This is a genomic window from Halobacterium yunchengense (assembly GCF_037031165.1).
Taxonomy (GTDB): Archaea; Halobacteriota; Halobacteria; order Halobacteriales; family Halobacteriaceae; genus Halobacterium; species Halobacterium yunchengense.
Window position 1 is genome coordinate 117,232 of the sequence record NZ_JAYEZL010000004.1, and the last position, 26,113, is coordinate 143,344.

At 68.2% G+C, this 26,113-nt stretch carries 27 protein-coding genes and 1 pseudogene; 11 read left to right on the plus strand and 17 right to left on the minus strand.

Going from position 1 to position 26,113, the window contains the following annotated elements; genetic code table 11:
- Window positions 1-25: 25 nt before the first annotated feature.
- Together U5911_RS12535 and U5911_RS12540 are read right to left on the minus strand one after the other, a co-directional pair.
- Window positions 26-439 (minus strand): SHOCT domain-containing protein, encoded by a 414-nt coding sequence (locus U5911_RS12535; protein WP_336037298.1) that lies wholly within the window; start codon window positions 437-439, stop codon window positions 26-28.
- A gap of 28 nt (window positions 440-467) precedes the next feature.
- A complete protein-coding gene (locus U5911_RS12540; protein ID WP_336037299.1) occupies window positions 468-1,028 on the minus strand; it encodes a DoxX family protein in 561 nt (186 codons plus the stop codon).
- A gap of 113 nt (window positions 1,029-1,141) precedes the next feature.
- On the opposite strand from U5911_RS12540, the gene U5911_RS12545 reads away from it, so the two are divergent.
- The 3 genes from U5911_RS12545 (at window position 1,142) to U5911_RS12555 (ending at window position 2,204) form a co-directional block, all read left to right on the plus strand.
- A complete protein-coding gene (locus U5911_RS12545; RefSeq protein WP_336037300.1) occupies window positions 1,142-1,492 on the plus strand; it encodes an ArsR/SmtB family transcription factor in 351 nt (116 codons plus the stop codon).
- A gap of 3 nt (window positions 1,493-1,495) precedes the next feature.
- Window positions 1,496-1,771: a DUF7521 family protein gene (locus tag U5911_RS12550; RefSeq protein ID WP_336037301.1), complete on the plus strand. Its 276-nt coding sequence runs from the start codon at window positions 1,496-1,498 to the stop codon at window positions 1,769-1,771.
- Window positions 1,772-1,982: 211 nt separating this feature from the next.
- A complete protein-coding gene (locus U5911_RS12555) occupies window positions 1,983-2,204 on the plus strand; it encodes a hypothetical protein (RefSeq protein ID WP_336037302.1) in 222 nt (73 codons plus the stop codon).
- A 71-nt stretch (window positions 2,205-2,275) separates the two neighbouring features.
- On the opposite strand, the gene U5911_RS12560 is transcribed toward U5911_RS12555, so the two are convergent.
- From U5911_RS12560 to U5911_RS12575, 4 genes are all read right to left on the minus strand, one after another.
- Window positions 2,276-3,325, minus strand: coding sequence for a hypothetical protein (locus U5911_RS12560; protein ID WP_336037303.1), 1,050 nt, complete (start codon window positions 3,323-3,325; stop codon window positions 2,276-2,278).
- Window positions 3,326-3,446: 121 nt separating this feature from the next.
- Complete coding sequence (locus tag U5911_RS12565; RefSeq protein ID WP_336037304.1) at window positions 3,447-4,052, minus strand: OsmC family protein; 606 nt, start codon at window positions 4,050-4,052, stop codon at window positions 3,447-3,449.
- A gap of 206 nt (window positions 4,053-4,258) precedes the next feature.
- Window positions 4,259-5,071: a helix-turn-helix transcriptional regulator gene (locus tag U5911_RS12570; RefSeq protein ID WP_336037305.1), complete on the minus strand. Its 813-nt coding sequence runs from the start codon at window positions 5,069-5,071 to the stop codon at window positions 4,259-4,261.
- Window positions 5,072-5,187: 116 nt separating this feature from the next.
- Entirely contained in the window at window positions 5,188-5,706 is a 519-nt protein-coding gene (locus U5911_RS12575) for a hypothetical protein (protein ID WP_336037306.1), read from the minus strand.
- Between the two features lie 216 nt (window positions 5,707-5,922).
- Here U5911_RS12575 and U5911_RS12580 point away from each other — a divergent pair, with 216 nt between their 5' ends.
- Both U5911_RS12580 and U5911_RS12585 read left to right on the plus strand, forming a co-directional pair.
- Window positions 5,923-7,446, plus strand: a complete 1,524-nt coding sequence (locus U5911_RS12580) for a M23 family metallopeptidase (protein ID WP_336037307.1) — start codon at window positions 5,923-5,925, stop codon at window positions 7,444-7,446.
- Window positions 7,447-7,732: 286 nt separating this feature from the next.
- On the plus strand, window positions 7,733-7,993 hold the full coding sequence (locus U5911_RS12585) for a UPF0058 family protein (RefSeq protein ID WP_336037308.1): 261 nt from the start codon (window positions 7,733-7,735) through the stop codon (window positions 7,991-7,993).
- Window positions 7,994-8,138: 145 nt separating this feature from the next.
- Here U5911_RS12585 and U5911_RS12590 read toward each other — a convergent pair whose 3' ends face one another.
- Entirely contained in the window at window positions 8,139-8,465 is a 327-nt protein-coding gene (locus tag U5911_RS12590; RefSeq protein ID WP_336037309.1) for an Ig-like domain-containing protein, read from the minus strand.
- Between U5911_RS12590 and U5911_RS12595 the strand changes: the two genes are divergently transcribed.
- Window positions 8,458-8,796: a hypothetical protein gene (locus tag U5911_RS12595; protein WP_336037310.1), complete on the plus strand. Its 339-nt coding sequence runs from the start codon at window positions 8,458-8,460 to the stop codon at window positions 8,794-8,796. The two genes, U5911_RS12590 and U5911_RS12595, sit on opposite strands and share 8 nt — an antisense overlap.
- 137 nt (window positions 8,797-8,933) lie before the next feature.
- Here the strand turns inward: U5911_RS12595 and U5911_RS12600 are convergent, their stop codons facing one another.
- Window positions 8,934-12,317 carry a PKD domain-containing protein gene (locus U5911_RS12600; protein WP_336037311.1) on the minus strand — a complete coding sequence of 1,128 codons (3,384 nt, stop codon included), beginning with the start codon at window positions 12,315-12,317 and terminating at the stop codon, window positions 8,934-8,936.
- 409 nt (window positions 12,318-12,726) lie between these two features.
- Between U5911_RS12600 and U5911_RS12605 the strand changes: the two genes are divergently transcribed.
- Complete coding sequence (locus tag U5911_RS12605; protein WP_336037312.1) at window positions 12,727-13,152, plus strand: EamA family transporter; 426 nt, start codon at window positions 12,727-12,729, stop codon at window positions 13,150-13,152.
- A 117-nt stretch (window positions 13,153-13,269) separates the two neighbouring features.
- On the opposite strand, the gene U5911_RS12610 is transcribed toward U5911_RS12605, so the two are convergent.
- A complete protein-coding gene (locus U5911_RS12610; RefSeq protein ID WP_336037313.1) occupies window positions 13,270-13,926 on the minus strand; it encodes a helix-turn-helix domain-containing protein in 657 nt (218 codons plus the stop codon).
- An 85-nt stretch (window positions 13,927-14,011) separates the two neighbouring features.
- Between U5911_RS12610 and U5911_RS12615 the strand changes: the two genes are divergently transcribed.
- Window positions 14,012-14,824, plus strand: a complete 813-nt coding sequence (locus U5911_RS12615; protein ID WP_336037315.1) for an SDR family oxidoreductase — start codon at window positions 14,012-14,014, stop codon at window positions 14,822-14,824.
- A 43-nt stretch (window positions 14,825-14,867) separates the two neighbouring features.
- Here U5911_RS12615 and U5911_RS12620 read toward each other — a convergent pair whose 3' ends face one another.
- The 3 genes from U5911_RS12620 to U5911_RS12630 form a co-directional block, all read right to left on the minus strand.
- Window positions 14,868-15,746: a formyltransferase family protein gene (locus U5911_RS12620; RefSeq protein WP_336037316.1), complete on the minus strand. Its 879-nt coding sequence runs from the start codon at window positions 15,744-15,746 to the stop codon at window positions 14,868-14,870.
- A gap of 255 nt (window positions 15,747-16,001) precedes the next feature.
- The gene (locus U5911_RS12625) at window positions 16,002-16,400 is read right to left on the minus strand and encodes an HIT family protein (protein ID WP_418771538.1); all 399 of its coding nucleotides are present in this window, start codon (window positions 16,398-16,400) and stop codon (window positions 16,002-16,004) included.
- Between the two features lie 37 nt (window positions 16,401-16,437).
- Complete coding sequence (locus tag U5911_RS12630) at window positions 16,438-16,818, minus strand: hypothetical protein (protein WP_336037317.1); 381 nt, start codon at window positions 16,816-16,818, stop codon at window positions 16,438-16,440.
- A gap of 139 nt (window positions 16,819-16,957) precedes the next feature.
- Between U5911_RS12630 and U5911_RS12635 the strand changes: the two genes are divergently transcribed.
- Entirely contained in the window at window positions 16,958-17,737 is a 780-nt protein-coding gene (locus U5911_RS12635; protein ID WP_336037318.1) for a helix-turn-helix transcriptional regulator, read from the plus strand.
- Between the two features lie 288 nt (window positions 17,738-18,025).
- Here the strand turns inward: U5911_RS12635 and U5911_RS12640 are convergent, their stop codons facing one another.
- The 4 genes from U5911_RS12640 to U5911_RS12655 form a co-directional block, all read right to left on the minus strand.
- Entirely contained in the window at window positions 18,026-18,556 is a 531-nt protein-coding gene (locus tag U5911_RS12640; protein ID WP_336037319.1) for a metal-dependent hydrolase, read from the minus strand.
- Window positions 18,557-18,721: 165 nt separating this feature from the next.
- The gene (locus U5911_RS12645; protein ID WP_336037320.1) at window positions 18,722-20,077 is read right to left on the minus strand and encodes an FAD-dependent oxidoreductase; all 1,356 of its coding nucleotides are present in this window, start codon (window positions 20,075-20,077) and stop codon (window positions 18,722-18,724) included.
- 208 nt (window positions 20,078-20,285) lie between these two features.
- Window positions 20,286-21,854 (minus strand): ABC1 kinase family protein, encoded by a 1,569-nt coding sequence (locus U5911_RS12650; protein ID WP_336037321.1) that lies wholly within the window; start codon window positions 21,852-21,854, stop codon window positions 20,286-20,288.
- A 285-nt stretch (window positions 21,855-22,139) separates the two neighbouring features.
- On the minus strand, window positions 22,140-22,871 hold the full coding sequence (locus tag U5911_RS12655; protein WP_336037322.1) for a ZIP family metal transporter: 732 nt from the start codon (window positions 22,869-22,871) through the stop codon (window positions 22,140-22,142).
- Between the two features lie 204 nt (window positions 22,872-23,075).
- Between U5911_RS12655 and U5911_RS12660 the strand changes: the two genes are divergently transcribed.
- On the plus strand, window positions 23,076-24,524 hold the full coding sequence (locus U5911_RS12660; protein WP_336037323.1) for a cytochrome ubiquinol oxidase subunit I: 1,449 nt from the start codon (window positions 23,076-23,078) through the stop codon (window positions 24,522-24,524).
- A complete protein-coding gene (locus U5911_RS12665) occupies window positions 24,517-25,512 on the plus strand; it encodes a cytochrome d ubiquinol oxidase subunit II (RefSeq protein WP_336037324.1) in 996 nt (331 codons plus the stop codon). Before U5911_RS12660 ends, U5911_RS12665 begins: the two co-directional genes overlap by 8 nt.
- 275 nt (window positions 25,513-25,787) lie before the next feature.
- Here the strand turns inward: U5911_RS12665 and U5911_RS12670 are convergent.
- Window positions 25,788-25,976, minus strand: a pseudogene (locus U5911_RS12670) (hypothetical protein); the annotation flags it as partial.
- Window positions 25,977-26,113: the final 137 nt, after the last annotated feature.

Sequence of the window (26,113 nt, forward strand, 5' to 3'; positions counted from 1 at the left end):
CGGCCGCTGCGTGACGGCGACGCTGTCAGTCCCGACCGCCGTCGGACAGCAGCCGCGACCGGCGGCGCTCGAACTCCTCGTCGTCGAGCTCGCCGCGCGCGTACTGCTCCCGGAGGACGGCGACCGCTGAGTCCTCGGCGCGGTCCCGTCGCCGTGACCGGCCGACCAGCCAGGCGACGGCGAGGACGGGAACGCCGACCAGGACGGCCATCCAGAGGAGGCCGAACAGCAGCGTCACCCAGCCCCATCCGGCGACGTGGCCACCGTTCCACATTCCGACGTGGCCGCCGTGCCACGTCCCGGAGTGCCAGCCCCACATCGGCGGCCCGGGGACGGCGGCGTGAGTCAGCGCCACTCCGCCGCCGACCGCCAGCGCCAGCGCTCCGGCGACGACGATTCCCAGCGAACGAATCCCGCGTCCTCGAATCGGATTCTGCATTGTTGTACTCCCGAAAGACTCGGCGTGGTTAGCCGAGGACGTACTCGAGGACGGGGTAGCGCTCGACGAGCGCCTCGCCGCCGACCTCGTACTGTTCGATGTACGCGTCGAGTCCGAGGATGCGGCCGGCGCCGAAGGCCGCCACGGCCAGGAACACGAGCATGTACGCGAAGTCGCCGTTGATGAACCCGTGGGCCATGTCCCAGTTCCCGAAGTAGAACATCGCCATCATGAGCGCGCCGAAGAACGCCGCGAGGCGGACGAGCGCGCCGACGAGCAGGCCGAGGCCGATGAACAGCTCGCCCCACGGCACGGCGACGTTCGCGAACTCGACGAACCACGGCGTGCTGCCCATCCAGGCGAACATGCCCGCGAGGGGGTTGCCGTTCGTCGCGGCGACGTTCGAGAGGTAGCCGCCGGCGGCGAACTCGCCGGTGATCTTCGTGAACCCGGAGTACGCGAACGCGTAGCCCATCATGAGCCGGAGCGCGAGCACGAACCACGCGCTGAGGCTGTGGACCTTCCCGCCGACGGTCAGCCCGCCGAGCTTGCTCTCGAGGTGGTTCATCCCTGAGTCGATTGTGGACATAATTATTGCACCTTCGAGTAACAGTACGTCGAACGGGACGATATACTAGCGAGCCGGCGTTCCGGGACAGAAAACCGGCGGACTATATTACGCTCCGGTGACGAGTGGGGAGTGTGACCGGGGAGCCCGACCCGTCGGCGGTCTTCGCGACGCTCGACGACGAGTACGCACGCGACATCCTCGTGGCGACGAAGACCGACCGGCTGTCAGCGAGGGAACTCAGCGAGGCCTGCGGGATGTCCCGTCCGACCGTCTCCCGCCGCGTCAACCGCCTCGTCGAGCAGGGGCTCCTCGAGGAGTACACGCACGTCGACCCGGGCGGCCGGCACTACAGCGAGTACGAGGCGCGACTCGAACGCGTCGACGTCCGGCTCCGGGCGGCGGGCTTCGACGTCCAGATCGAGGTGCGGCCGGACCCCGCCGACCGTGTCGCGACCATCTTCGAGGAGATGCGGGGAGACTGACCTATGGAACACACGCTGTTCGTCGTCGGGAAGCTGTTCACGACCGCGCTGGCGCTGGTCGTCGCCTACCAGGCCTACCGCGGCTACCGGCGACACCGCACGCGGCTGCTTCTGTACGTCGCCGGGGGCTTCGCACTGGTCGGGATCGGCGGCCTCATCGAGGGCCTCCTCTACGAGGTCCTCCGGGTGTCGATCTTCGAGGCGGGGTTCGTCGCGGCGCTCGTCACGGCGGCGGGGATGGTGTCGATTCTCTACGCGCTCTACGCTCCGAACCCCTGAGAACGCACTCCGGCGCGCGACGGCGACCCGGCCCGCTGATGGGACGACGACGCCAGGACGGACCGACTACGCGTCGAAGCGGCCGGCTCTCCGCAGGGACCGCAGTTCCCTGCTGCGGAGTTCCGCCGGAGTGACCACTGACCACGGACGGCTCGACGCAGTCGCCGCCACGGGACGAGCACTTTTCACTCGGTACCCCGTAGAACGCAGTATGGCCTGGAGTGTCTGGGAGGTCTTCCTCGCCCTGTTCGGCGGGGGCGAGGACCCCGAGTCCGACTCCGGCGAGGCGGACGACGACGGGCGCTTCGTGCCCTCCCCACTGGACCTGTCTGTCCGGATGGCCCACGGGGGGTCGGACGACCAGCGCGTCCGTGCGCTCGGAGAGCTCAACGAGCGCGCGGACGAGCTCGAGGAAGGGCGACGCGGTCCCTGAGCCGACCCGGCGCGCGAGCGGGACCGTCCCTCGTTGTGGCGCTCGCTGACGGAGCGGGGAGCGTCTGCGCTTCAGAGGCCGGAGAGGAACAGCTGGACGCCCTTGGGGAGGACGACGGCGAGGAGGAGCTGTGACCAGATGCTGAACGTGGCGGGGTACTCGTTCGTCCCGCTGACGATCTCCATGCGGCGCTGGAGCTCCGCGACGCGGTCCGCGTCGCCGTCGGGGACGGTCCGGTGTTTGACGTCCCAGGGGTTGTCGACGTACGACCGGAGTTCCGCCTCGAGGGCCTGGAGTTCCGCCCGTTTCTCCCTGTGCATGAACCGGTGGAGCGTGAAGACGGCGAAGGCGACGGTGGCGATGGTGACGACCCAGATCGCGGTGAAGGTGACGTCCGTGAGGGGAGAGCGTTCGAGCCCCTGGACCTCCGCGAGCGGGTGGTAGAGGATCAGTGCGTAGCAGATCAGGCCGAGCATCATGAAGTAGTACGCCTGCTTGAGGAGCTCGCCGATCGGCCGGAGGCCGCCGAGGCCCTCCGGGTCGTAGAAGTGGATGCCGACGTCGGAGGTCACGAGTCGGTACGGCGCGAGCAGCTCCAGGGAGAGGTACACGGAGAGGAACTGTGCGGCGATCGGCACCCAGACGAGCGGATTGATGACCAGGCCGGCGAATACGCCGACCGGGCCGTCCGTCCGGTAGATGGCGTCGAGTCCGGTGGCGAACGTGGAGACGTACAGGTAGCCCGCGCCGACGGCGAACACCGCCCACGGGAGCCAGTCGGGGACGATTTCGGTGAGCCGCTCGGGGCTGTCGGTGCGCTCCTCGACTGCCATCTCGGTCATCACGTCGTCGTAGGACTGGACGAGCGAGCGGGACGCGTAGATCGAGGCGACGAGCGCGAGCGGCTGGAGCACGAAGTAGGGGTTGTCGAGGAAGACCGACCGGTACCCGCTGGCGTGCGCCCACGCGTTCAGGACCGGGTCGATGACGAGGATCAACAGGACGCCGTAGAGGTACGACGGGGGGACGTCCCAGGGGAGGCGAGCCGACAGCCGCTCGAACCCGAGTCTGGCCGCGTACCGGTCGAGCCAGAGGTACGTGTCGTCCGTGCGCGTCGTCATACCCTGCCGCGAGCACCGGATCGTGATAAATGTCCGCCAGGAACGCGGTCCGGTGCCAGTGTGGGCTCGCGGCGGTGGGGCGCGCTCGCCGGACGGCGACGAGCCGGGGTCGCGGGTCCCGTCAGTCGTCGCCGCCGACTTCGGCGGGCGTACTGACGGTCATCTCGACGTCCTGGGCGAGCGAGACGAGCGTGTAGACGGGTGCCCGTCGCGCCCACTCGTCGACCCGGTTTTCGTCGACGTCCTCGCCCTCGATCTCGACGTCCGCGGTCAGGTTCCGGTAGACCGAGTCCGAGGCGTCGAGGTCGGCGAGGCTGAACAGCACCGCCGGGTCGAAGTCGGTTCGGACGCGCGTCCGGAGGTGGTCGACGTCGACGTCGTTCGCGGCGGCGTTGATCGTGATGCCGACGTTGATGCAGGCGGCGAGCGCGGACAGCGCCGCCTCGATGGGTTCGAGGCGGTCGGTCGCACCGACCCAGCCGCCGGCGTCCAGGACCTCCTTCCAGGCGCCGTACGGAACGGTGTACTCGCGGGTGTCGCGTGCGATGGTCTCGCCGCCGAGGTCGTAGCTGTCGATTCTCGCGAGGCTGTGCGCGGCCGTCCCCTCGTAGGTGGCGGCCGCCTCGAGGCCGAGCTGGACGGCCTCCGGGTTCGCTGCCGCGTGCTCGGCGAACCCCTCGAGTGTCTCGAGGTCCACGCCGTGTGCGGTTCGCTGGTGGTCGCTCATGGTGTTTGCCTCCCGGCGGGCGACGGTACGGTCGCGGCGGTACTGTAGTTACTTCGTGGCCGTTCGTCGGGCGTTGCCGGTCGCGCAGCCACTGCACGTCTCCCACACCCTGAACGGCCGGCGTGGAAGGGGTAGACCGCCGACCCGGGTTCCGTGTCGAAGACGCCGCGCTCCAGAACGCAGTGGCCCGTCTCGGCCCGGGCCGGTCACGCTCGGTCGATTGGCCGTGCGTCCGCCGTGTACGTGTCGATGACCGTCCGCGCCCAGTCGCGGACAGACGGGTCTTCGGTGTCGATGAGTGCGTGGACGGTCCCGCTGTCCTGCTCGTAGCAGCTGACGGCGGCGCGGTCGTCCAGTGACCCGACGCCGCACGCGGGGAGGTCGTCGTGTTCCAGGACCGTGAAGTTCTCCTGGCGAAGCATCGCCGAACTGCGCTCGGGGTACGTCGAGCGGAAGTAGCTGTGGCTCTCCGGGCGGTCGACCAGCACGACGTCCATGCCCTCGTCGAGGCGGTGGTGGAGGACGTCGATGCACGGCTCCATCAGCGAGATCTCCGGGTGGACGAACCGGAGTTCGGTCGTCTCCTCGAGTAGTGACCGGAACCGGTTCACCGGGCGGTAGGGGACGTCGCGGTCGGCGAACGTGACGGTCATCGCGGCCCACGTCTCGAGGGGGTAGTCCGTGAACTCCTCGGGGAGCCAGTGCCAGACCTCGCGGAGCTGCCGCTCGGTCTCGACTCGCTCGAGCAACGCCTCCACGCCCGACGCGACGACCTCGCCCAGCCGCGTGGCCGTGTACTGGTAGCCGTCCCTGCGGACCCAGACCCGGTCTTCGAACTCGGCGAGCGTCCGCCGGATAGTCGAGGACGACACGCCCGTTAGCTCGCAGAGCTCGGAGCGGCTTCGCGGCCGCTCTGTCAGCGCGACGAGTGCGGGAACGCGGTGGTCGGACCGCGCGAGGTACGCGACGTCGCCGAGGGCTGCCTCCCCACCAGGACGTGGTATGTCGTCACGTCCCATGGATCAGCTACGTGAACGCGCGTGAAAACGATTCGGGCTCGATCCGGCGACAGCCGTCCGCACTGCGGTCTCTCCGGACGAGTCTCACTGCCGGTCGAGACATCCGGCGGAGACGGTCACTGCCGGTCGGGTCCGCTTGCGGCGTACCGGCCGTAGGCACCCGCTGCGAGTGCGGTCCCGAGACCGGCGACGCCGACGCCGACGACCGCGTAGTGGTAGCGGAACGCGAGCCGCAGCGACTGCTGGGAGAGGGCGGGGCCGCCGAGAGCGAGCGTCGCCAGCCGCTCGCCGAACACCGGGACGGCCAGGAGCGCGTCGAGTGCCTGCTGGCCCGCGTAGAACGCGAGCCGGTTCCACGGGAGCAACAGCCCCGAGACGGCGTACACCGCGACGACTGGTGCGGCCAGGAGTCCGCCGACCGCGTACACCGGCCTGTGGACGACGCCGAGAACGACTGCGGCCGGCACTGCCAGCCACGCGCCGACCGCGAGCAGTCCCCGCACGAGCCCGGCGGTAGCGTCGGCCGGCGCCACGACCAGCAGGAGGACGTCCACACACAGGAGTGTGGCGACGAACCCGGCGAACACCCACTCCGCGCCTCGCACGGGACGCTCCGGCTCGAGGAGCTCTCGCATCGGTCGTCCAGACACTGCGGGTCGCCGGTACTTAATGCGCTCCATTCCGACACCAGCGGTCACGCGGCGAGGGCGAACGCGCGCCCCGACACCGGGTCCGGCGAGGAGCGCGTCGCGGAGCGGACTGGTCGGAGCCGCGCCCCCTCCTCTCTCTGCTTGACCCGTGCTGGCAGACGGACAGAACGTTTACCTCGCGAGACGCCGTGCGGCCACGCAATGACCGACTCGCCCTCCGACGACGACTCCGCCTCGCTGGGCTCGCGGCTCCGCGCCCGCCTCTCGTCGGTCAGTCCGTTCTCGCTAGCGATGCTGGGCTTCGTCGGCGTCCTCGGCAACCTGTTCCCCCGCCTGGCCGTCCTCCAGGTGTTCCACCTGTTCTGGCTGTTCGTGCTGTGGCCGTTCGCGGCGATGCTCGTCGCGTCCGTGCGGCAGGCCGTCGGCTTCGAGGACCGCGAACCGGGACCGCGCGACTGGCTCCAGATGGACGACGGGTGGCGCGGCCAGCTCGCCGTCCTCCTCGGCGTGGGACTGTCCGTCCTGAACCCGGTGATGGGGCGACAGGACGCGATGCAGCTCCTCGGGAGTCTCGTCGCCGTGCTCAGACACCGCGGCTCGCTCCCGGACCCCGACTCGTACGCGCAGGCCGCGCGCTACCGGCTGCCCGTCGATGGGACGTGGACGGTCGTCAACGGGAGCCCGATCGAGGACCACTCGCACTCGTGGTTCCCCGCGACCCAGCGGTACGCCTACGACTTCGTCGTCACCGACGACGACGGACGGAGCCGGCCGGCGGGCGCGGACACGAGCGTCGAGCGGTACTACTGCTACGACGAGCCCGTCCTCGCGCCGGCCGACGGCGTCGTCGTCGACGTCCACGACGGCGACCCGGAGCTCGGACGCGCCGGCGGGCTCTCCCACCCGTGCAAGCGCAGCGTGACGGGGAACGCGGTCACGATCCGGCACGCCGACGGCGAGTACAGCTGTCTCGTCCACCTCGTCCCGGGGAGTATCGAAGTCTCGCCCGGCGAACGCGTCGCGCGCGGTGAGCGAGTCGCCCGGTGCGGGCACTCCGGGAACTCCTCGGAGCCCCACCTCCACTTCCAGGTGCAGGACCACCCGACGTTCGAGCTCGCCGCCGGCCTCCCGGTGCGCTTCGACGACGTCGCCGCCGAGACGCCGGGCGTCGACGCCGCCGCGGCGGCCGGCTGGACGGCGCCCGACGACGGCCCCGGCCGCTACGTCCACGTCGGCCAGCGCGTGACCCACACCGGGGAAGCGGCGGCCAGCGAGCGAGCCGAACCGAACGAGGCGGTCGCGGCGAGTGCGACGCCGGTACCCGCGTCTGGTCTCGGTGGCGTGCGGCTGGCCGCGCGTGCCGCGAACGGGCTCGCCATCGGGGGGTTCCTCACCCTCCTCGCCGGGTTCGTCGTGCCGTCGCTGTCGACGATCGCGCTCGGTCTGGCGGGCCTGGCGGCGCTGGCGCCGGCGTCGATGGCCGGCCGAACCCTGCTCGGAGGCGACGGGGTGCGCGCCGAGTCGGTCTGGACGGTCGGTGGAGTGGGTGTGGCGGCGGGTCTAGTCGGCGCGTTCGGGTCTGCGAGCGGCCTCCCGGACCTGCACCCGTTGACCCTCGGTCCGGCGCTGTTCGCGGCGGGCTTCCTGGTGTTCGCTGCGGTCTGGGAGTACGGGCGAGTGCGGCTGTCTCGCGACCGCGGGCCGGCCGGAGTCGTCGCCGAATGAACCCGGCCGCGGGCGGTGAACTCACTGCGTGGCGTCCGGTGCGCCCTCCTCTCGGCGGTCTCGTTCCCGTCACGCGGAACCGAGCGGTAAGCACGTCTTTGCGGCGCGCGGCGTCCGCAGCGTGCTCGCTGGCGAGCGACCGCGTCGAATCCGCTCTCGCGGCCGGTGAGTAATCTGTCCCGAAGTCGCGGCGGGCGGCGAATAACAAAGCCGGCGGCCACCGTCCTACGGGGACAGCGAGCCGTGGCGACGAGCCGAGGTTCGGCCAGCACAACCGTTCGAACCCATGAGAAAGATGGAACTCGTCTACCTCCACGAACTCCTCGCGCTGGTCCGCGAGGAGTACGAACAGCACCTCGGGCACGCCGTCGACTGCGAGGCGTACGACCAGCTCGGCGTCCACCCGCAGGCGCTCGCCCACCAGAAGGCCGAGCACGACGAAGCGGTTCGCGCGCTCGCACGCGACCTGACTGTAGACCTCGCGGAACAGACCTCCTCGAAGACGGATTCCCACGCCGAGACGCCCGTCTCTGGCCACGAGACGTAACCCCGCCCGGTGCGAACTACTTCGATTCGGGGGGCAGCCGCGATCGCGAAACAGAGGAGGACGAACACTGTCGCGGGGGACATACTTCGGTGTTCACTCGTGGTCGAGTTGATCCGTTCGGTGGCTCGGCTGTCCGACGGCCGCGCTAGACGGACTGGCAGTCCGCCTCGAGTCGAATCTCCGGGTCCCCGTCCTGTGCGTTCTCGACGTAGATCTCGACGCCCACCTCGTTGACGTCGTTACACGGGAGTTCGGGCTGCTCGAAGCCCGGCCAGTCGCGCTTGAACCGTGTTCCGTCGACGGTCACGACGACGGTTTCGGGGTCGGTCGCCGCGGGAAACGTGGCGTCCTCGTCGGCCTCGTTGCTATCTGAGAGCCGGTACTCTCTCTCGAAGAGGACGTCTCCACCGTCGTTCGTGATTGTAACCGTTACGTCGTGGGTCTCCTCGCGTTCACTCAGATAGGTGTACACCCAGTGGGGATTCGGGTCGTCCGTTGTCGGATTCGAGGCGGACCGTGGCTTCGAGTCGGCTGCTGTCGGATTCGAGGACGAACTCGGGGCAATACAGCCGCTAACGACGGAAAGCACGGTCGCCGTGCCGGCCAGGAACGCACGTCGGTCCGTGGAGGGCATCCAGACTGGACGACTGTCGTCGCTCTCAGTTAAGCCATCCTATGAGTGCTATATAGGCTCGCGGACCGGCTATTCGATCGGTTCGACCAGAGAAGCCCATCACGACTGGCCCACCGAGATCCAGCCGATTGGCTTGCAGACTCGCTTCCCGGTCGTTTCAACGTCCTGACGCCGTGGATCGGCCGAAATACCTCCGAGGATCCCCAACTCGCACTTATCGAACGGACGGACGAGCGCTTTTTCGGCGCCGTCGACACACTTTGTCGGTTGCACGTTGGGAATCGAATACGCGGCTGCGAGTGGTGGTCAACACGACAGCTCGTTATCCACCTGGGTTACCTCGCTCGCGGATGTGTCTGCCACGACGATGGCACCGTCCTCGTTGGCACAGACCGTATTCTCCCGGACGTAGACGCTTTCGACGTTGTTCAGGTGGATGCCGTCATCTTCGTTCCGTTTGATGACGTTGCCCTTGACGTCGACCTTCTGGTCACTCTGGTCAATATGCCGCAGGTAGATTCCGTCGTCGCCATTTCTGGTGACTCTGTTCTCCCGATAGCTCAGATCGCGGGTCCCGTGTCCGTCGATGCCGTCGTCACCGTTCCGCGAGATGTCGTTCGCAACGACGCTGCCATCCGTCGAATAGGCCATGTAGACGCCATCCTCCTCGTTCTTGTGGATCTCGTTGTTCGCCACCGTGGGTTTCGTCGAGCCTGCAATGTGAACGCCGTCGTCCGTATTCCGGTGGAGTTCGCTGTCACGGACCACCGCTTTCTCGACGTCATATGCTTTCACTCCGTCCTTGTTGTGGTGGGCGTGCACCTCGCTGACCATCACGTGCCCATCTTGGTTTCCGTGGCCTTCGGCCCGGATTCCCTCGTCCCAGTCAGTCACCTCGACGTTCGTGACGTTGACGTCGCCACTGAGGCCCGGCAGATAGATGCCGACGGTGTTGTCAGTACCCACACCGTCGACCAGATGGTCGTTCCCATCGAGTTCGACATCCTCGGCGGTGATTTCGATGCAGTACGTCTCCTTGCTGTTCGTGATGTCCGCTGTGAGTTCGTAGTCGCCACTTTCTGTGATACGCGTACATGACGCGATCTCACGGGGGGCCTCGTCCTGCTCCGGGTGGACAGTCACGTTTACCACGTCGGTCCCGAAGCCACCGTCTGGATCGAGCACCGCCACGCGAAAGCGAAGTGAGGTTTCGGTGTCGACGTCGGGCGCGACAAACGACGGTGTCGCGGTATCAGCGTCCTCGAGCGTGATCGCCGGGCCGCCTTCCCGTTCCCAGGTGAAGTTGAGCTGTTCGAACGCACCATCCGGATCGCTGGACTCAGTCCCGTCGAGAGTAACGGTGTCGCCCGCGGTGACAGTTTGGTCCGGCCCAGCAACAGCGACTGGCGGCTGATTCTCAGTATCTGCGGGGTCGACGGAAACAGTCACGACGTCGGTGGCCGTCGCGCCCGCCGGATCAGTGACGGTTACCCGGAACCGAAGTGTCGTTTCGCTTTCGACATCGGGTGCAGTGAACGCCGCGAGGAATGTATCGTTGTTCGCGAGCCGGACTTGCGGCCCCTCGAGTTGTTCCCAGGCGAACTCGAGTTGGCTGAGCGCATGGTTTGGGTCGCGCGACCCGGTCGCGTCAAGAGTGACGGTTTCGCCCGCACTGACGGAACTGTCCGGTCCCGCGTCCGCGATTGGTGGTCGGTTCTCGTCGGGCCGTGGATTGACAGTGACGTTCACGAAGTCGGTGTCGGAGGCGCCGTCTGGATCAGTGACGGTCACCCGGAAGGTGAGTGTCGTCGGCTCTTCGATGTCCGGTGCGTCGAATCCGAGCGTGGACGTGTCGGCACCGTCGAGCGTCATCGACGGGCCGGCCGTCTGCTCCCACTCGAAGGTGAGGTTCGCGAACGGGTCGTTCGGGTCACTCGAACCGACCGCGTCGAGGGTGACCGGGGTGCCCTCGGTGACTGTCTGGTCCGGCCCGGCGTCTGCCGTCGGCGGCTGGTTCTCGGATGGGGTCTGAGTGACTGTGACGTTCACGACGTCAGTGTCCGTCTGGTCGTCAGGATCGGTCACGTTCAACAGGAAGCTGAGCGTCGTGGGCTCTTCGACGTCCGGTGCGGTGAAACTCGGGGCGGCCGTGTCGGCGTTTTCGATGGTGACCGATGGTCCGTCGACCTGCGTCCACTCGAAGGTGAGATTCTCGAGGGAGTCGTCCGCGTCGGTCGTTCTGGTGCCGTCGAGGACGACCGTATCGCCCGTGGTGACGGTCTGGTCAGTCCCGGCGAAGGCCTCGGGCTGGCCCCCGGTCTCGGCGACCGCGGCGATCACCCGGTAGGTCACCTCCTGCTCGGTGATGTAGGTGGTGTACTCGTGGACCTCGATGATCTCCAGCGGGTTCTCGGGATCGAACTCGTAGCTGATGTTCTCCACGGTGTACTCTTCGAGCGTCTGTATGAAGTCCTCGAAGCCCGAGTCCGTCAGGTCCGCGTCCGAGGTCGGACAGCCCGGCGAGTACTCCATCGAGAAGGTCTGGCCGGTCAGGTCGATGTTGTACCACGTGTCGCTGATGAGCGACGTGAGTTGAGTGAGGAAGGCCGTCTCCTCTGAGGTCAAGCCGACCGACGAGATCTTATTGCTGTTGGCATAGTTTTCGAGAACCGATTCGCTGCCCCACCAGGTCTCCTCCCAGTCGTTCTCGTAGAAGTTCGGCGCGAGACGAGTCGCGGAGCACCCCTTGATGACTCGATGAACCTCCGGATCGATGCGGTTCGTAACGGTCACCGGATCGCGATGTTCCACCTTGACCGCACTCGAAACCCCCGTCGCGTTGATCAGGGTGGCGTAACCCGTCTGGTTGGCGTCGGCCGGGTCGTAGCCGAAGTCGGGTCCATCGTTCTCGGCGACGGCGTTGTCGAGGAGGGCGACGTTCGTGCTGTTATGGACGCCGATGCCGGCGTCGCCGTTCTCGACGACCGTGTTCGCGACGACGGGGACGGTGTCCGTCCCGGCGAGGACGACGCCGTCGCCGTCCGCGCCGTGGACGGTGTTGTCGCGGAGCCGGGACTCGGCGCTCCCGTCCTCGACCGTGATGCCGGGGCCGTCGGCGTCGAGGACGTCGTTCTCGGCGACGGCGGTACCGGGACTAGCGTCGACCTCGATCCCGTGAGCCGACGCGTCCGCGACGGTGTTGTTCGCGATTCGGCCGTCGGAGACGCTCTCGTAGGCCACGCCGACGCCCCACTCGGTCAGCGTCGCGTTACGTACCGTGACGTTCGTCAGGTCGTCGTCCGTGCCGTCGACGAACACGCCGACGGAGGATGTGGCACCTCCGCCGTCGATGGTGTGGCCCTCGCCGTCGATGTGGACGTCACTCGCCTGGACGTCGAGACAGTTCCTTGTGGTGGTGTTTGTGATGTTCTGGGTGAGGCGGTAGTGGCCGGGGTCGTCGATGACTGTGCAGGCGTTTACCGACGACTGTCCGGTGCTCGCCGATGCCTCCTCTATTAGCGTCGGTGGGGCGACACGGTCCGGTTGCTGCGGATTGGTTTCGACGGCAGTCGCCGTCTCCGTCTCCGCATCGATCGCGCCTGGGGCTGTGACTGTTGCGCTAACGAGCAGAATGAGGGTGCAGAGTATGGCGGCCGTTATTCGCAGTCGCCGGCGGTGTGGAAATGACATCAGTCTGGCCACGAAGAGAGTGCAAACGGGAATTGTAATTCCGGATATAACCGGTATCGTAGGCCGGATATAACCGATTTCACAGCGCGTTCGTCTGTCGGCAGACAGGCAGCCACCAGGAGGAATGAGCGTCGGTCGAAGGGACGACGCGGCCGTCGAGTTACGCATTGTTAGCTGCTCCGAGAACCGCACTCGCACGAAACGCAACACCGAGACGGCCGTGTCGCTGTGACTCACCGACAACCGACCACCGGTTCTGTGGCATGTCGACTGGGTAATTACGTTAGTTCCGTGTTTCGGCCAATCGACACTCCGCAGGTAGCCCACGCTGTCACCTGGGGCCCGTCCTGCCCGGTCAGACTTGCGACAATCCGAGTCTTTTCCCGGACTCGGTGGGAGGTACGCACTAATGGGAGTTCCCGAGGTGGAGTCCGCCGTGCTGTTCGGGTCGCTGACGATGGTCTCGTGGGGCGTCTGGATCGTCCTGGGGAACGCCGCCTCGGAGACGATGGACCCGAAGACGGCCGCCGCGGTGTCGTACCTCGTCGCGACAGTCCTCGCAGTCGGGTTCGTCCTCTGGTCGGGCGCCTCGCTGACGATCACGCCACGCGGCGGCGTGCTCGCGAGCCTCGCGGGGCTGTTCGCCGGAATCGGGTTCGTGTCGATGTACGTCGGCCTCTCGCGGGGCTCGACGACGGTCGTCTCGACGCTCGGCGCCATGTACTTCGTCGTCGCGGCCGTCATCGGAATGCTCGCGCTCGGCGAGGAGGTCAACGTGACACGCGTCGCGGGCCTCCTGTTCGCGGGCGCGGCCGTCGTCCTCGTCGCGAGGTGACTCGGCCTCCGTCTTCGCAGAGCCTCGATTCGCGTCCCCCTCGACTGCCAGCTCTCGACCGCTCAGTTCAGTGCCACCGGCGTCCGCGCGACCCTGCGGGCGCCACGACTCCGCCGCTCAGTCGACCTGTGCTCGGAGGACCCGGGCTTCGGCTTTCCGCAGGTGCTCGGCCACGGTACTCGGCGCGCAGTCGAGTTCGGCGGCGACGTCCGCCTGACCGGCGGTCCGTGGGACGTCGTAGTACCCGAGGTCGACGGCCGTCTCGACGACCTCGCGCTGCCGGTCGGTGAGCCGCGCGCCCGCGGCGGCCGTCGTCCCGGCGAGCCCGCCGACTGCCTCGATGGTCACGTCGACCGGGACCGCGACGTCCTCGAGGGCGGTCTGGAGTTCGTCGTCGGGCCCGAACAGCGAGAACACGACGGTGCCGTCGGGCTCGTACTCGACGGGGGGCACGACGACGAGCCCGCCGGTGGAGATCGGGGCGAACAGCGCTCGGAGCGCGTCGGTCGTCGCGTCGCGGACGTACACGTAGCAGGACCGGTCGTCGACGCGTTCCACGTCGTAGCCGACGACCTCCGGGATGTCCCGCATCGCGCGTTCGAGCGCGTCGGCGTCGCCGACCACGTAGTGGAGGATGCCCAGCGCGTCACCGGTGTAGTTCCACTGGATGGCCGTGGCGCGCTCGACGAACGGCGCCTCGGTCAGCACGCCGTACATCGGGTGGATCTCACTCGCAGGCCCCCGCGCCGTGGCGCGCACCCGAACGTGTTTCACAGTCGATCACTCCACGACCGAGTAGTTAAACCCACCGCGGTGACTCGGCACCACCCACTCCGCCAACCGGGCCCAACACCCACGCATGCCCCACACCCTCGTGACGGGCGCCACCGGCACCCTCGGCACGGCACTCCGCTCGCGGCTGACGGCCGCCGGCCACACCGTCACAGCCACCAGCCGCAACCCACCCACCTCGAGCCAGGAGGGGACCGACGTCCGCTGGCGAAAACTCGACCTGCGCGACGACTCACCGCTCGCGTCCACGCTCGAACCGGTCGACGTCGTCGTCCACGCCGCGACCGCCCCACGCGGCGACACCGAAGCCGTCGACGTCCACGGCACGCGACGACTCCTCGACGCCGCCACCGCCGCGGACGTCGACCACTTCGTCTACCCCTCGATCGTCGGCTGCGACGACATCCCCTACACCTACTACCGGCACAAACGCACCGCGGAAACGGCAGTCACAGAGAGCGCCACTCCCGCGACGGTCGTCCGGTCGACCCAGTTCCACTCGTTCCTCGCCGACCTCCTGGACGCCATCTCGAGACTCCCCGTCTGGCCGCTCCCGACGAGCGTGGAACTCCAGCCCGTCGACGTCACCGACGCCGCAGCGCGAATCGTCGACCACGCCACGGAACCCGCCAGCGGCCGTCTCGACCCGATCGGCGGCCCCCGGGTCCACACCGTCCGCGACCTCGCCGCAGCGTACCGTGACGCCCGCGGCCTCCGCCGACCCATCGTCCGGCTCCCACTGCCCGGCGAAACGCTCGGCGCATTCGCCGCCGGCCACGCCACCTGCCCCCGGCACGCCGCCGGCACCACCACCTGGCAGGACTGGCTCACCACTCACTACCAGAGCGACGACGCGAACCCACGCGCTCACCACGAGTGAGCGAGTCTGGGTCTCCTGTTCGGGCGGGACGCACGGAGTCCCGTTACGGGGCGTCCCGATTGTCGGGACTCAGGTAGCCCTTGACGTTCTTCCCGAGGACCCGGAGCGCGAACCCGGGTTCGCGGCGATTCGAGATGGAGTGATACGCGCCGAGGTCGTCCGGCCGGATCGGGTCGACGTCCGGGTCCCGGAGGTTCTCGATGCCGGTGGCCAGCAGGCGCCGCTGGACGTCCCGGAGCCGGTCGTAGACGTCCCAGAGCGTGCGACAGTCGCCGACGTCCTGGTAGTCGATGGCGACGATCTCGCCGTCGTCGATGCCCTCGGTGAGCCGCTGGAGGGTGATGCCCATCGTGGTGCGGCCGTCGAGGTACGCCTGCGGCGGTCCGAGGCCGCGGTACTCGCGGATGTCCGCTGGATGGAAGCTCAACACGCCGTCCCGCGGCGCAGTCAGGATGTCGCCCTGGATCAGCCCGAACCCGTAGCGGACGACGACGTCCGCCCGGCGTGCAACGTCGTCGACGACCGGCGCCGGGAGCTCGTTCCACTCCCCGTCACGTATCGGTTCGACGTACTGGACGTCGGCGTCGTCGAAGACGGCGACGTCTTCGACGTGAATCCGGCGCTCGGCCGTCTCCGAGAGGCCGAGTTCCTCGGCGAGTTTCCGCTCGGCGACGACGAGCGACCACCAGCGCTCCCGGTCGAGGACGTCGGCGAACAGGGTGAGCGTCGACAGCCCGATCGGGTTGTTGACCGCCTCGGCGACGCGGTCCGGGTCGTAGCCGTCGTCCGTCGCGTCGTCGACGACGACCAGGGGCACGTCGATTCCGGTCGCCCGAACCGCGTGGGTCAGCGAATCGACCTCGTAGTCCGTGAGGTACGGCTCCGCCAGCACCGCCATCGACTGGGGGGAACCGCCAGCCATCACGTCTCACTCGGGCTCGTGACGTGTGTCCGAAAGCCGAAGGTCGTGGCCACTGACCGAGGCCGGGCCGTATTGTACCAACCTGGCAGTGCGACACGGCCAGCAGCCCGTGATTCGGGCGGCACGAGTTCGGTCATTCGATGGGTGACAACCCCCGCGAGACGGATTGTTATGCCGCCCATATACCGGGGTATCCGAGGCGTCGCTCCGAACTCGCGTCGTGGGCCCATGGGTTCGGTGTCCCCGGGATCGGATTCAGCGAGAACCGGCGTCCAGGCCCTCGCGCACGCTGGCCGCAATTGCTCTCTGTGGCTGGGCGTCGCGGTCACGGGGTTCCCACGTCAGTGTCACGTCGTCGTCATCGGAGCGTGGGATCACGTGGACGTGTGCGTGGAACACGTCCTGGCCCGCGGCGGCTCCGTTCGACTGGACGAGATTGAAGCCACCGTGGTCGAAGTTCGCCTCGAGCGACTGTGCCACCCGCCTCGCAGTCCGGAACAATCGACCGGCGACGTCGTCCGGGACGTCCAGCAGCGTCTCGTGGTGGGACTTCGGGACCACGAGCGTGTGCCCCGGCGCGGCCGGCGCCGCGTCGAGGAACGCCACCACCTGCTCGCCTTCGTACACGAGATCCGCCGGCGCGTCACCGGCCACGATCGAGCAGAACACACATTCGGACATGGCTGGCACTCTACTCGGCGGACGTACTTGGTAGTACGCTCCGCAGGCTGTCCAGGAGGTCGCGTCCCCAGGAGCGGTTCTCGTAGCTGGCTTGCCAGCCGTCGTCGGTGAGACTGGCGTGCCCGGAGTGTCGGCCGGCGGGCGTGCCACGGACGAATCGCTGGACCTCGAACTCGCACTCGGTAACCGGGTTCTCGTCTAGCGGCGTGATCCGCTCGATGCGGAACGAGGAACCTGCATCGAGCGGCGTCGTCGTGTGCTGGTCCTCGTACGCGGCGACGACCGCCTCGAGGATCGCGCGTCGCTGCCGCTCTGGAACCGCCGTCTGCTCGGTCGCGTCGACGATCGGGTACGGGTCGCCCCACTCGGCCACCCCCTGGTTTCGAGTCATCGTGTCCGGCGAGTCGTTCGGCGACCCCCGCCTTACGTTCACCTGGCGGGAGAATTCACGCCCCGTGAACGAACCACCGCCCCGTACCGCTCTCCAGATGGGCAGTTATTTCAGCGGGAATTTTCGACCGGACTAGTGGATGCCTGCGAGAACGACGGACGACCCCCGCTACGTGCTCCTCAACCGCTTCGAGACGCTGGACGTCCTGCTGACGGGACCGCACTCGAAACCGGAGCTCGTCGACGAACTCGACTGCTCGCGTTCGACCGTCGACCGGGCGGTCGACGACCTCCTCGAGCTCGACTGTATCGAACGCACGGCACCGAACGGGAGCCAGTACCGCGCCACGACCCTCGGCGAGCTCCTGTACCGGAGCCACCAGGACTACCACGACCGAATTACTCAGCTCCAGGCCGTCCGCCCGATCCTGACCGAGCTACCGTCTGACGCCCCCGTGAGCGAGGCCATCGTCCTGGACGCCGACGTCTACCGGTCCGTACAGACGCCCGACATCGCGTTCCGTCCAGCACAGGAGTTACTGCCCGACGCGACGAAGATGGTGGGCACCGCGCCGGTCGTCTACCGCGAGTACTTCGAGGTGTTCCTGGACCGACTCGACGAGGGGCCCTTCGAGTTCGAAGTCGTACTGGAGTCCAGCCTCTTCGAGACGATCGACCGGCATTACCGCGAGGAGTTCGACGCGCTCACCGCGTACGACTCCGTCCGCGTCTACGAAACCGAGACGTCCATCCCCTACGGCCTCTGGGTGATGGACCGCCCCGGAACGCAGACCGCCGGAATCACGTTCTACAACGAGGGCGGCGTCCCCGGCGCCATCGTCAACGACACCGACGACGCGGTCGAGTGGGCGACCGACCAGTACACCGAGTACAGACAGCACGCCACGAGGATCGTCTGAGCACCTGGAGTTCCACCGGACCGATCGGAGCGGTCTCACCGCCGATGCGAGCACTCAACGCGTAGACGCACGGTCGAACGCGTCACGTGCGAACTTCGCGCCGAGGCGGAGCGTGACATTGCAGGTCCCCAGAACCGTTCCCCGGTCAGTGTCTCTGCGAGGTCTTCGGCGGTCGCTTCGGTGACGTCTCCGATGAGACCGTCGACGTCCACATCGGGGCGGTCGTCGGCACCGAGAACGGCTGTGAGCGCTTGGACGACCGGACCCACGGCCACGGCTGGGCTGCTGTCAGTCCGCGTTCTCCACCGAGAGCACGGACCGCTGCGTCGAACGGCGCTCTCGAACGAGGAAGACCACGCCAGCCAGGACGAACAGCGACACCTCGAGCGCCGTCTCCCCCGTCAACGCGAGGTGCCGAAAGTACGAGAGGAGCCCGTAATCGCCGGCCGGCTCGGGGAGCGCCAGCAGCGGCCACGCCAGGAACGTCACGTCTCCGACCGCGCCTTCGGCCAGCGGATAGAGAACGTCGCCCGCGATGTGGCTCGCCCAGCCCACTAGCAGCGGCACTCGCACCCGAACGCGAACCGAGAGCACCGTGAGGACGACCGCTGCGGCGGCGAACACCACCAGCGAGTGCATCATCGCCCGGCCGTACGGCATCACGCCGAACGTCCACGCCAGCGGCTTGTCCACCACGTCAGGGAGCTGTGTGCCGAGCGCGAGCACGGCGAGGGCGACGTACTCGTCGTCCACGTCGTACTGCCCCAGCACCGGCAACGCGAGCAAGTACCCGAGCCCGAGGTGTCCCCACGGCCACATTGGCGTTCGTCGGGGCAGACAGCGACGCCGGGTAAAGTTCGTTCGGTTCCAGCGTCGGCGTCTCGTGGTGGCCCGTCCCGGCGCCCGAAGAGGCAGACCGTTCGCCAGGTCCCGGGCGGTCTCGGCGAGCGCTTCGTGGAGGGCGTCGGCGCGGAGGCCGTGTCCTCACTCCGGCCGTTCCAGTGAGCCCGAGAGGACCCTCGCTGCGGTCGCGACCGGGTCCCAGACGGGGCTGAACGGCGGTGCGTACGCCAGGTCGAGTTGCTCCACGTCTGGGACGGTCAGGCCGGAGTGGAGTGCAGTCGCGACGGTGTCGATCCGTTTCACGCCCTCGCGGCCGACGACGCTCGCTCCGAGAACGCGCTCCGAATCGCGGTCGGCGACGAGCGTGACTGTCAACTCCTCGGCTCCGGGGTAGTAGTGGGCGCGCGTCGGCGCCGTGATCTCGACGGAGACCGGATCGAATCCCGCCTCGCGGGCCCGCGACTCGTCGAGGATACCCGTCCGTGCTGCGCCGAGGTCGAACGCTTTCACGATCGCGGTCCCGGCGGTTCCACCGACCGGCGTCGGCGTTCCCGTGACCGTCTGGCCGATGGCTCGCCCCGAGCGGTTCGCGGTCAGTGCCAGGGGGACGTGGTCGGGCTCGCCGGTGACAACGTTCGTCGCCTCGGCACAGTCTCCCGCCGCGAAGACGGTCTCGTAGTTCGTCCGGCCGTACTCGTCGGTGGCGATCGCACCGGTCTCGCCGACCTCGATGCCGGCGTCCGCGGCGAGTTCGGCGTTCGGTTCGACGCCGACGCCGACGACGACGATATCAGCCGGCACCGTCCCCGACTCGAGGTCGACCGCGGTGACGTTGTCCTCGCCGCCGAACCCCTCGACGGGTGTGTCCAGATGCAGTTCGACGCCCCGGTCTCGGAGGTGGTCCTCGACGACCTCCGCGACCGACTCGCCGAACGGCTGGAGCACGTGCGGGAGCATCTCGAACAGGTGGACGTCCAGCCCGCGGCTGGCGAGCGCCTCGGCCATCTCGATGCCCACGTAGCCGCCGCCGACGATGGCCGCCGTCTCGGGGTGGGACTCCGTCACGTGCGTGTGGATCGCGTCGGCCTCGTCCATGTCGTGGATGGTGAAGACCCCCTCGAGGCCCATGCCGTCGAACGGCGGTTCGATCGCACGGGCGCCCGTCGCAACGAGTAACTGGTCGTACGGCTGCTCGAAGCGGTCGTCGTCCGCGGCGACCGTCACCGTCCGTGCTTCGGGGTCGATGCCGACGACTTCGTGGTTCGTCCGCAGGTCGATGTCCCGCTCCGTTCGGAACTCGTCGGGAGTGACCTGCACGAGGTCGTCCAATGAGTCGACGTCGCCTTTCACGTAGTAGGGCATCCCGCAGGCGGCGTAGGACACCCAGTCGCCCTTCTCGAAGACGACGACGTCCAGGTCCGGGTCCTCGCGTCTGGCTTTGCTCGCGGCACTCATCCCAGCGGCGTCCCCGCCGACGACGACGAACGTCTCGGACATACCTCGGAGTACGCGACCGACCCGCTAAGAGTCGGGATGTCGTTCTCACCAACGTGGAATTGCCGACACCGTAACAACCACCGGAGCAGGGCCAACACGACGGCAGCGGCCCCGGCGACTGCCATTCGAGCGGGCGCGAAGCGAAACCCGACCCCGTCGAGCCGACCGGTTCTGAGTTCCTCGGCTGCGTGCCTGCGGCGTCGGGGCGTCACGTCGTCCGGCGCCGAAGGAGGTAGACGAGGAGGAACCCGGTCGCAGCGGCGAGGACGGGGAGTTCGTACGGGCGGTCGTGGAACGTCAGGATCGCTGCCGCCACGGCGAGCGCGCTGGCGAGCACCGCGTAGCCGAGGTTCGGGTCGCCACTCCTGGGTCCGTCCACGGGCTCCGTACGGACGACGAGCTCGCCGCGTTCGAGGCGGTACAGCGCCGAATCGAACCGGGACGGGAGTCGTGCCAGGGCGGGCAGCGATCGGCGGACGTCCGCCCACGTCTCCTCGAGGAGCGCGTCGAGTTCGCTCTCGATGAGGCCTTCCTCGACGAGGAACGCCCGCACGGCGGCGAGGAAGTCGAACTCCGGGTCGAGCTGTCGGCAGACGCCCTCTCCGACGGTCCCGACCCGGATGAGCAACATCACGTCCGGCGGGATCCGGAACGGGAACTCGCGGAGCATCGTCGTCAGCTCCGCGATGATCGACCGCCAGGTCACCTCCGCTCGGCCCTCGAGGTTCTCGACGACGAGTTCGAGCACGCGACCGACCTCGGACCGATTGACGTGCGGCTCGAGGACGTCGAGGGCGATCAGTGCGTCGACTAGGTCGTCGACGTCCCGGCGGACGAGCGCCCGGTAGAGCCCGACGATGTCCGCTTGGACGCCGGCCGCGAGGCGTTCGCTCATCCCGAAGTCGAACAGCAACAGCCGGCCGTCGGCAGTGACGGCGAGGTTGCCGGGATGGGGGTCGGCGTGAAACACCCCGTCGACGAGCCCCATCTCAAGGTACACCTCGACGATGCGGGTCGCCATCTCGTGTGGCGTCACGTCGACGTCGTCGAAGGCGTCGTCGTCGGTGAGTTTCCGGCCGGTGAGGTACTCCATCGCCAGGACGCGCTCCGAGGACAGGTCCTCGTAGACGCCGGGGATGCGGACCCGGTCGTCGTCGGCGAAGTTCTCCCCGATGTCGGCCATGATCGCCCCCTCCCGGTCGAAGTCCAGTTCGTCCAGGATGATGTCCTCGAAGTCGTCGGCGGCGTTCTCGATCGAGTACTGCTGTCGCTCGCTGGCGAAGAGCCCGACCAGCGGGACCAGTCCCTGGACGACCCGGAGGTCGCGCTGGACGACGGGTTTCAGGCCGGGTCGCCGCACCTTCAGTGCGATCCGCTCGCCCCGGTACTCGGCAGTGTAGACGTACGCGAGCGAGCCGCCGGCGACCGGTTCGAGTGTGGACTGGTCGAGTTCGTCGCCGAGTTCCTCGGCGAGGACCCGCTTCGGGTCGCCGCCGGCGTCCTCGGGGACTTCGTCCTGGAGCGTCCCGAAGACGTCGGCGTAGACCGGTGGGACGATGTCGGGACGCGTCGAGAGCACCTGCCCGACCTTGACGAACGCCGGCCCGAGTTCGAGCATCGCGTCCCGCATCCGTTCGGCCCGCTGTCGGTGCGTCTCGTCGGGGACGCGGCGTCGCGGTCCGAACAGCACGAACCGCCGCCTGTCGCGGAGGAACGCCAGCGCGAACGGCAGAAACCGGACGACGACGACCAGATACCGCCGGTACAGGCCGTTCATCCTATCGGCGAACGTGGGGGCCTGGAGCGATCAACTGCCGACACGTACCCCGTGTTCGACCGAGCGGTATATGTAAGTGGAGGGGTGGCCGTGTCTCGTCTCCGCGTCTCTGGTCCGACCGGCGACCAGTGCCGGTCGGTCTGCCAGTGCCCTCGGACCGGCCGCGTCGGCGTTCGGCCACGTCGGTACCGGGTCGATGCGCACCGGACGAGCCGTCGTCGCAGTAGTCGATACGCACCGAGGGAGGCGCCGCCGGCAGTATCGGTGCAGAGTCACGGTGTCGGTTCACGCGCCTCGCGCGAACACGATGAACAGCGCGAGGCCGACGCCGGCCAGGAGGGCGACCATCGAGTGTTCCTCCTCGTAGGTCTGCGCTTCGGGGAGCAGGTGTGCTGCGGAGACGTAGATCAGGACGCCCGAGACGAATCCCAGCATGAGACCCAGCTGGCTCGGGCCCAGTCCGCGGACCAGCGGGTAGGCGACGAAGGCGCCGATCGGCGTCGTCAACGCCGCGATGAAGAACGCGTACAGTGCCGCCGTCCGTTCCGTCACGTCCCCCCGCAGCAGGACCAGGAAGGTGATGACTCCCTCGGCGAACTCGTGGACGACGAGCCCGGTTCCGGCGAGCACACCGGTCAGGAGGGAGACGTTGAACGTGACCGTGTAGACGACGCCGTCGACGAGCGAGTGGATCCCGATCCCTTCCGCCGCAGTCACCCCGAACGCGAGCGTCTCCTCGCCGGTGCGACGCTTGATCACCTGGTTCGACAGGTACATGAAGAGGAACCCGCCCAGGGCGGCCAGGCCGGCGTCCGCGTTGTTCGCCACCGCGTTCGGCAGGGCGTGGACCAACGGCGTGGTGACGAGCACGCCCGCCGCGAAGCACATCAGGAACGGGAGCGTCCGTTCGGCCCACGCTCGGCGGCGAAAGATCACGAGGATCCCGACGCTGTTGACCGCCGCCGCGACGACGGCGAACGCCGCGATCCAGTAGAACTCCGCCGGGAGCGCCGTCATCGCCGACGCCCGCCGCCCGTCGAGCGCATCGCTTGCTCGCTCTCACCCGCGGGCAGACCGCTCGAACCCGTCACCTCGAGGCACTCGAGCCGACTCATACGGCCGAATACGGCCCGAGAACCCATAAAATACGGTTACGGCGGCCGCCCGCTCGCGAGAACCGAGGGGACGATTCATTACCCTGTGCGCCGTAGGCAAACTCGCATGGGTCCCCTCACACTTCTGGGCGGCGTCGACCCGACGTGGGCGGCGTTCCTCTCACCGGAGCTCGCGAGTCGCATGCAGTTCGGCTGGACGATCTCCGTGCACATCCTCTTCGCCGCCCTCTCGGTCGGCCTCGCGCCGTTCGTCGTCTACTTCACGTGGAAAGACGTCCGGACGAACGACGAGCGGTACGAGCGACTGCGCTCGTTCTGGGTGAAGGTCTTCGCCGTCGGCTTCGTGATGGGGACGGTCACCGGCATCCCGATGAGCTTCCAGTTCGGCACGAACTTCCCGCAGTTCGCCGAGGCGGCCGGCGAGCTGATCGGCGGCCCGCTGGCCTTCGAAGCGAAGATGGCGTTCTTCCTGGAGGCCGTCTTCCTCGGCGTGTTGCTGTACGGCCGGGACCGCGTCGGCGACCGGACGTACGTCCTCTCGTCGGTCCTCGTCGGCGTCGGCGCCTGGCTGTCCGGGTTCTGGATCCTGGTCGTCAACGCCTGGATGCAGACCCCACGGGGCTACGAGATGATCACCCGCAACGGCGTGGAGGTCGCCAGACTCACCGACCCCGTCGCCGCGTTCCTCACCCCGCGACTGCCCTGGATGTACGTCCACATGATGAACGCGTCGGTCATCTCGGTCGCGCTCCTGGTCGCGGGCGTCTCGGCGTACATCGTCTGGAAGAAACCCGACGCGGAGGCCTGGAACACCGCACTAAGACTGGCGGTCGTCATCCTGATCGTCACCGCACCGTTCCAGGCGGTCCACGGCGACGCCTACGGCCGCCACGTCGAGAACACCCAACCGCAGAAGTTCGCCGCGATGGAGGCCCACTACGATACCGGGCAGGCCGACCTCCACCTGCTCGCGTTCCCGAAGTCCCTGGACGCGCTCACCGACCCGCGCGCCGACAACCTCGTCACCGTGAGCCTCCCCGCAGTCGGGTCGTTCCTCGCCAGCGGCGGGGACTTCGGCGCCGAAGTCATCGGCCTGAACGAGTACGAGGAGAACCCGCCCGTCGCACTCGTCTTCTGGTCGTTCCGCTTCATGGTCGGGCTCGGGTTCCTGTTCATCGGGCTGGCGATGTGGGGCGGGTACCTCGCGTACCGCGGACGCCTCTCGGAGAGCACGCGCTACCTGCAGGCGGTGATCGCCGCGTCGCCGTTCGGCTACGCCGCGTTGCTCACCGGCTGGTACGTCACCGAGATCGGCCGCCAGCCGTGGGTCATCCAGGGCGAACTCAGGACCAGCGAGGCGGTCTCCTCGACGCTCACCGGCACGGAGGCGACGCTGACCCTGGCCGGGTTCGTCGTCGTCTACGTCGGCCTCGTGCTGGCGGCCCTCTACGTCCTGAAGTGGCTGATCCGCGGGGAACTCAGGGCCCTCGGCGTCCGGGAGTCCGGCGAGGGCCGCTGGCGCGGCCCGATCCCGGAGGTGACCGACGATGACTGACCCGCTGTTGCCCGTCGACGCCTACCTCGTCGAGTCGCTGCCCGAGATCTGGTTCGGCGCCGTGCTGTTCGCGCTCGGGATGTACGTCGTCCTCGACGGCTTCGACTTCGGCATCGGGATGCTGTACGCGACCCGGACGGGCGAACACGACCGGGAGACGTTCCTCGCGGCGTTCGGCCCCGTCTGGGACGCCAACGAGGTGTGGCTCGTCGCCTTCGGGACGATGCTGCTGGCGGCGTTCCCGCGGGTGTACTCCCGCCTCCTCGCGGACAACTACCTGCTCGCGATCGGGTTCGTCCTCGCGCTGGTGTTCCGCGGGCTCGGCCCGGAGCTCCGCGAGCAGCGCGACGACGAGCAGTGGAAGCGCTACGCCGACTACGCCTTCGTCGGCGGCAGCCTGTTCGCGCCGCTGCTGTTCGGGATGCTCGCCGGCCGCTGGCTGTTCGGCGGCGCGACCCTCCCCGTGGTGCTCACTGGCGTCGGCCTGGTCGCCGTCTCCGTCGTCACCGGCGCGGCGTTCCTCGCGGCCAAAACCGACCCCGACCTGGCGGCAGAGCTGCGCACGTACGGCATCGGCGCGACGCTGGCGTACCTCGGCGGCGTCGTCGTGCTCCTGGGAACCGTCGTCGTGACCGACGCGGGCGGCGCCGCCGACGCGGTGCTCTCGCTTCCCGTCGCCGCGATCGTCGCCCTCTCGGTCGCCGCTGGCCTGGGCGGCAGCGAACTGGCCAGACGCGGCCGGTACCGGGCCTGGCTGGCGAGCGCGCTGGCACTCCCCACCCTCTTGACGGTCCTGGTCGCAGTGTTGCTGTACCCGACGATCTACCCGCCGACCGGGCTGCTGGTCCGGGAAGCCGTCGTCTCGCCGCTGGCGCTGAACCTCGTGACCGTCCTCGGGTTCCCGGTGTTACTGCTGGTGCTGTGGTACTTCAAGTTCCTCTACGGCGTGTTCAGCGGCCCGGTCGAAGGCGGAGGCTACGGTGGCTGAACACGGGCAAGTGACGCCGTCCTGCGCTTCGAGCGCCGCGAACGCCCTCGATACTGCACGACCGGAGCCCGCTCTGAGAACCGCCCACTGTCGGCTCGGGTGACTGGACGCGACGATACAGCACCCCTCGACGGTGGTTGCACCCCGTCGAAGGTCGGCGTGGACCGCATCGCACGACTACTTCGGCGTCGGAACCACCTGACGCTCGCCCTCGCGTGGTGGCCCGTCGTTGCGTCCGTCGTCCCACTCGTGGGTATCGAATCGGCCCCGGCGGGTCAACCGCGCCGGGCCACGTCGAGGGGGTGCCGGAGCGTCCACTCGTCGGACTCGGGGTCGAGCCGGTGGGGTTCCGCGCCGCGCGTCGCCAGAATCCCCGCGTGGTAGAGCATCGCTTTCAGCTGGAAGACGGTCGGCGCGTGATACACGTCGCCGTCGGAGAGCGCCGCCCGCCGGAGGCCGCCGTCGGCCCACCCGATGGAACCGCGCTGGCGCCGATGGTACGGATGTCGCAGACCAGGATGAGCCTTGACTGGTGTTCCACCCTCGAGTCGTCCCCGACGAACGGAGAGCCATCCTTGACGACGGCGGCGGCGAGGCCCGT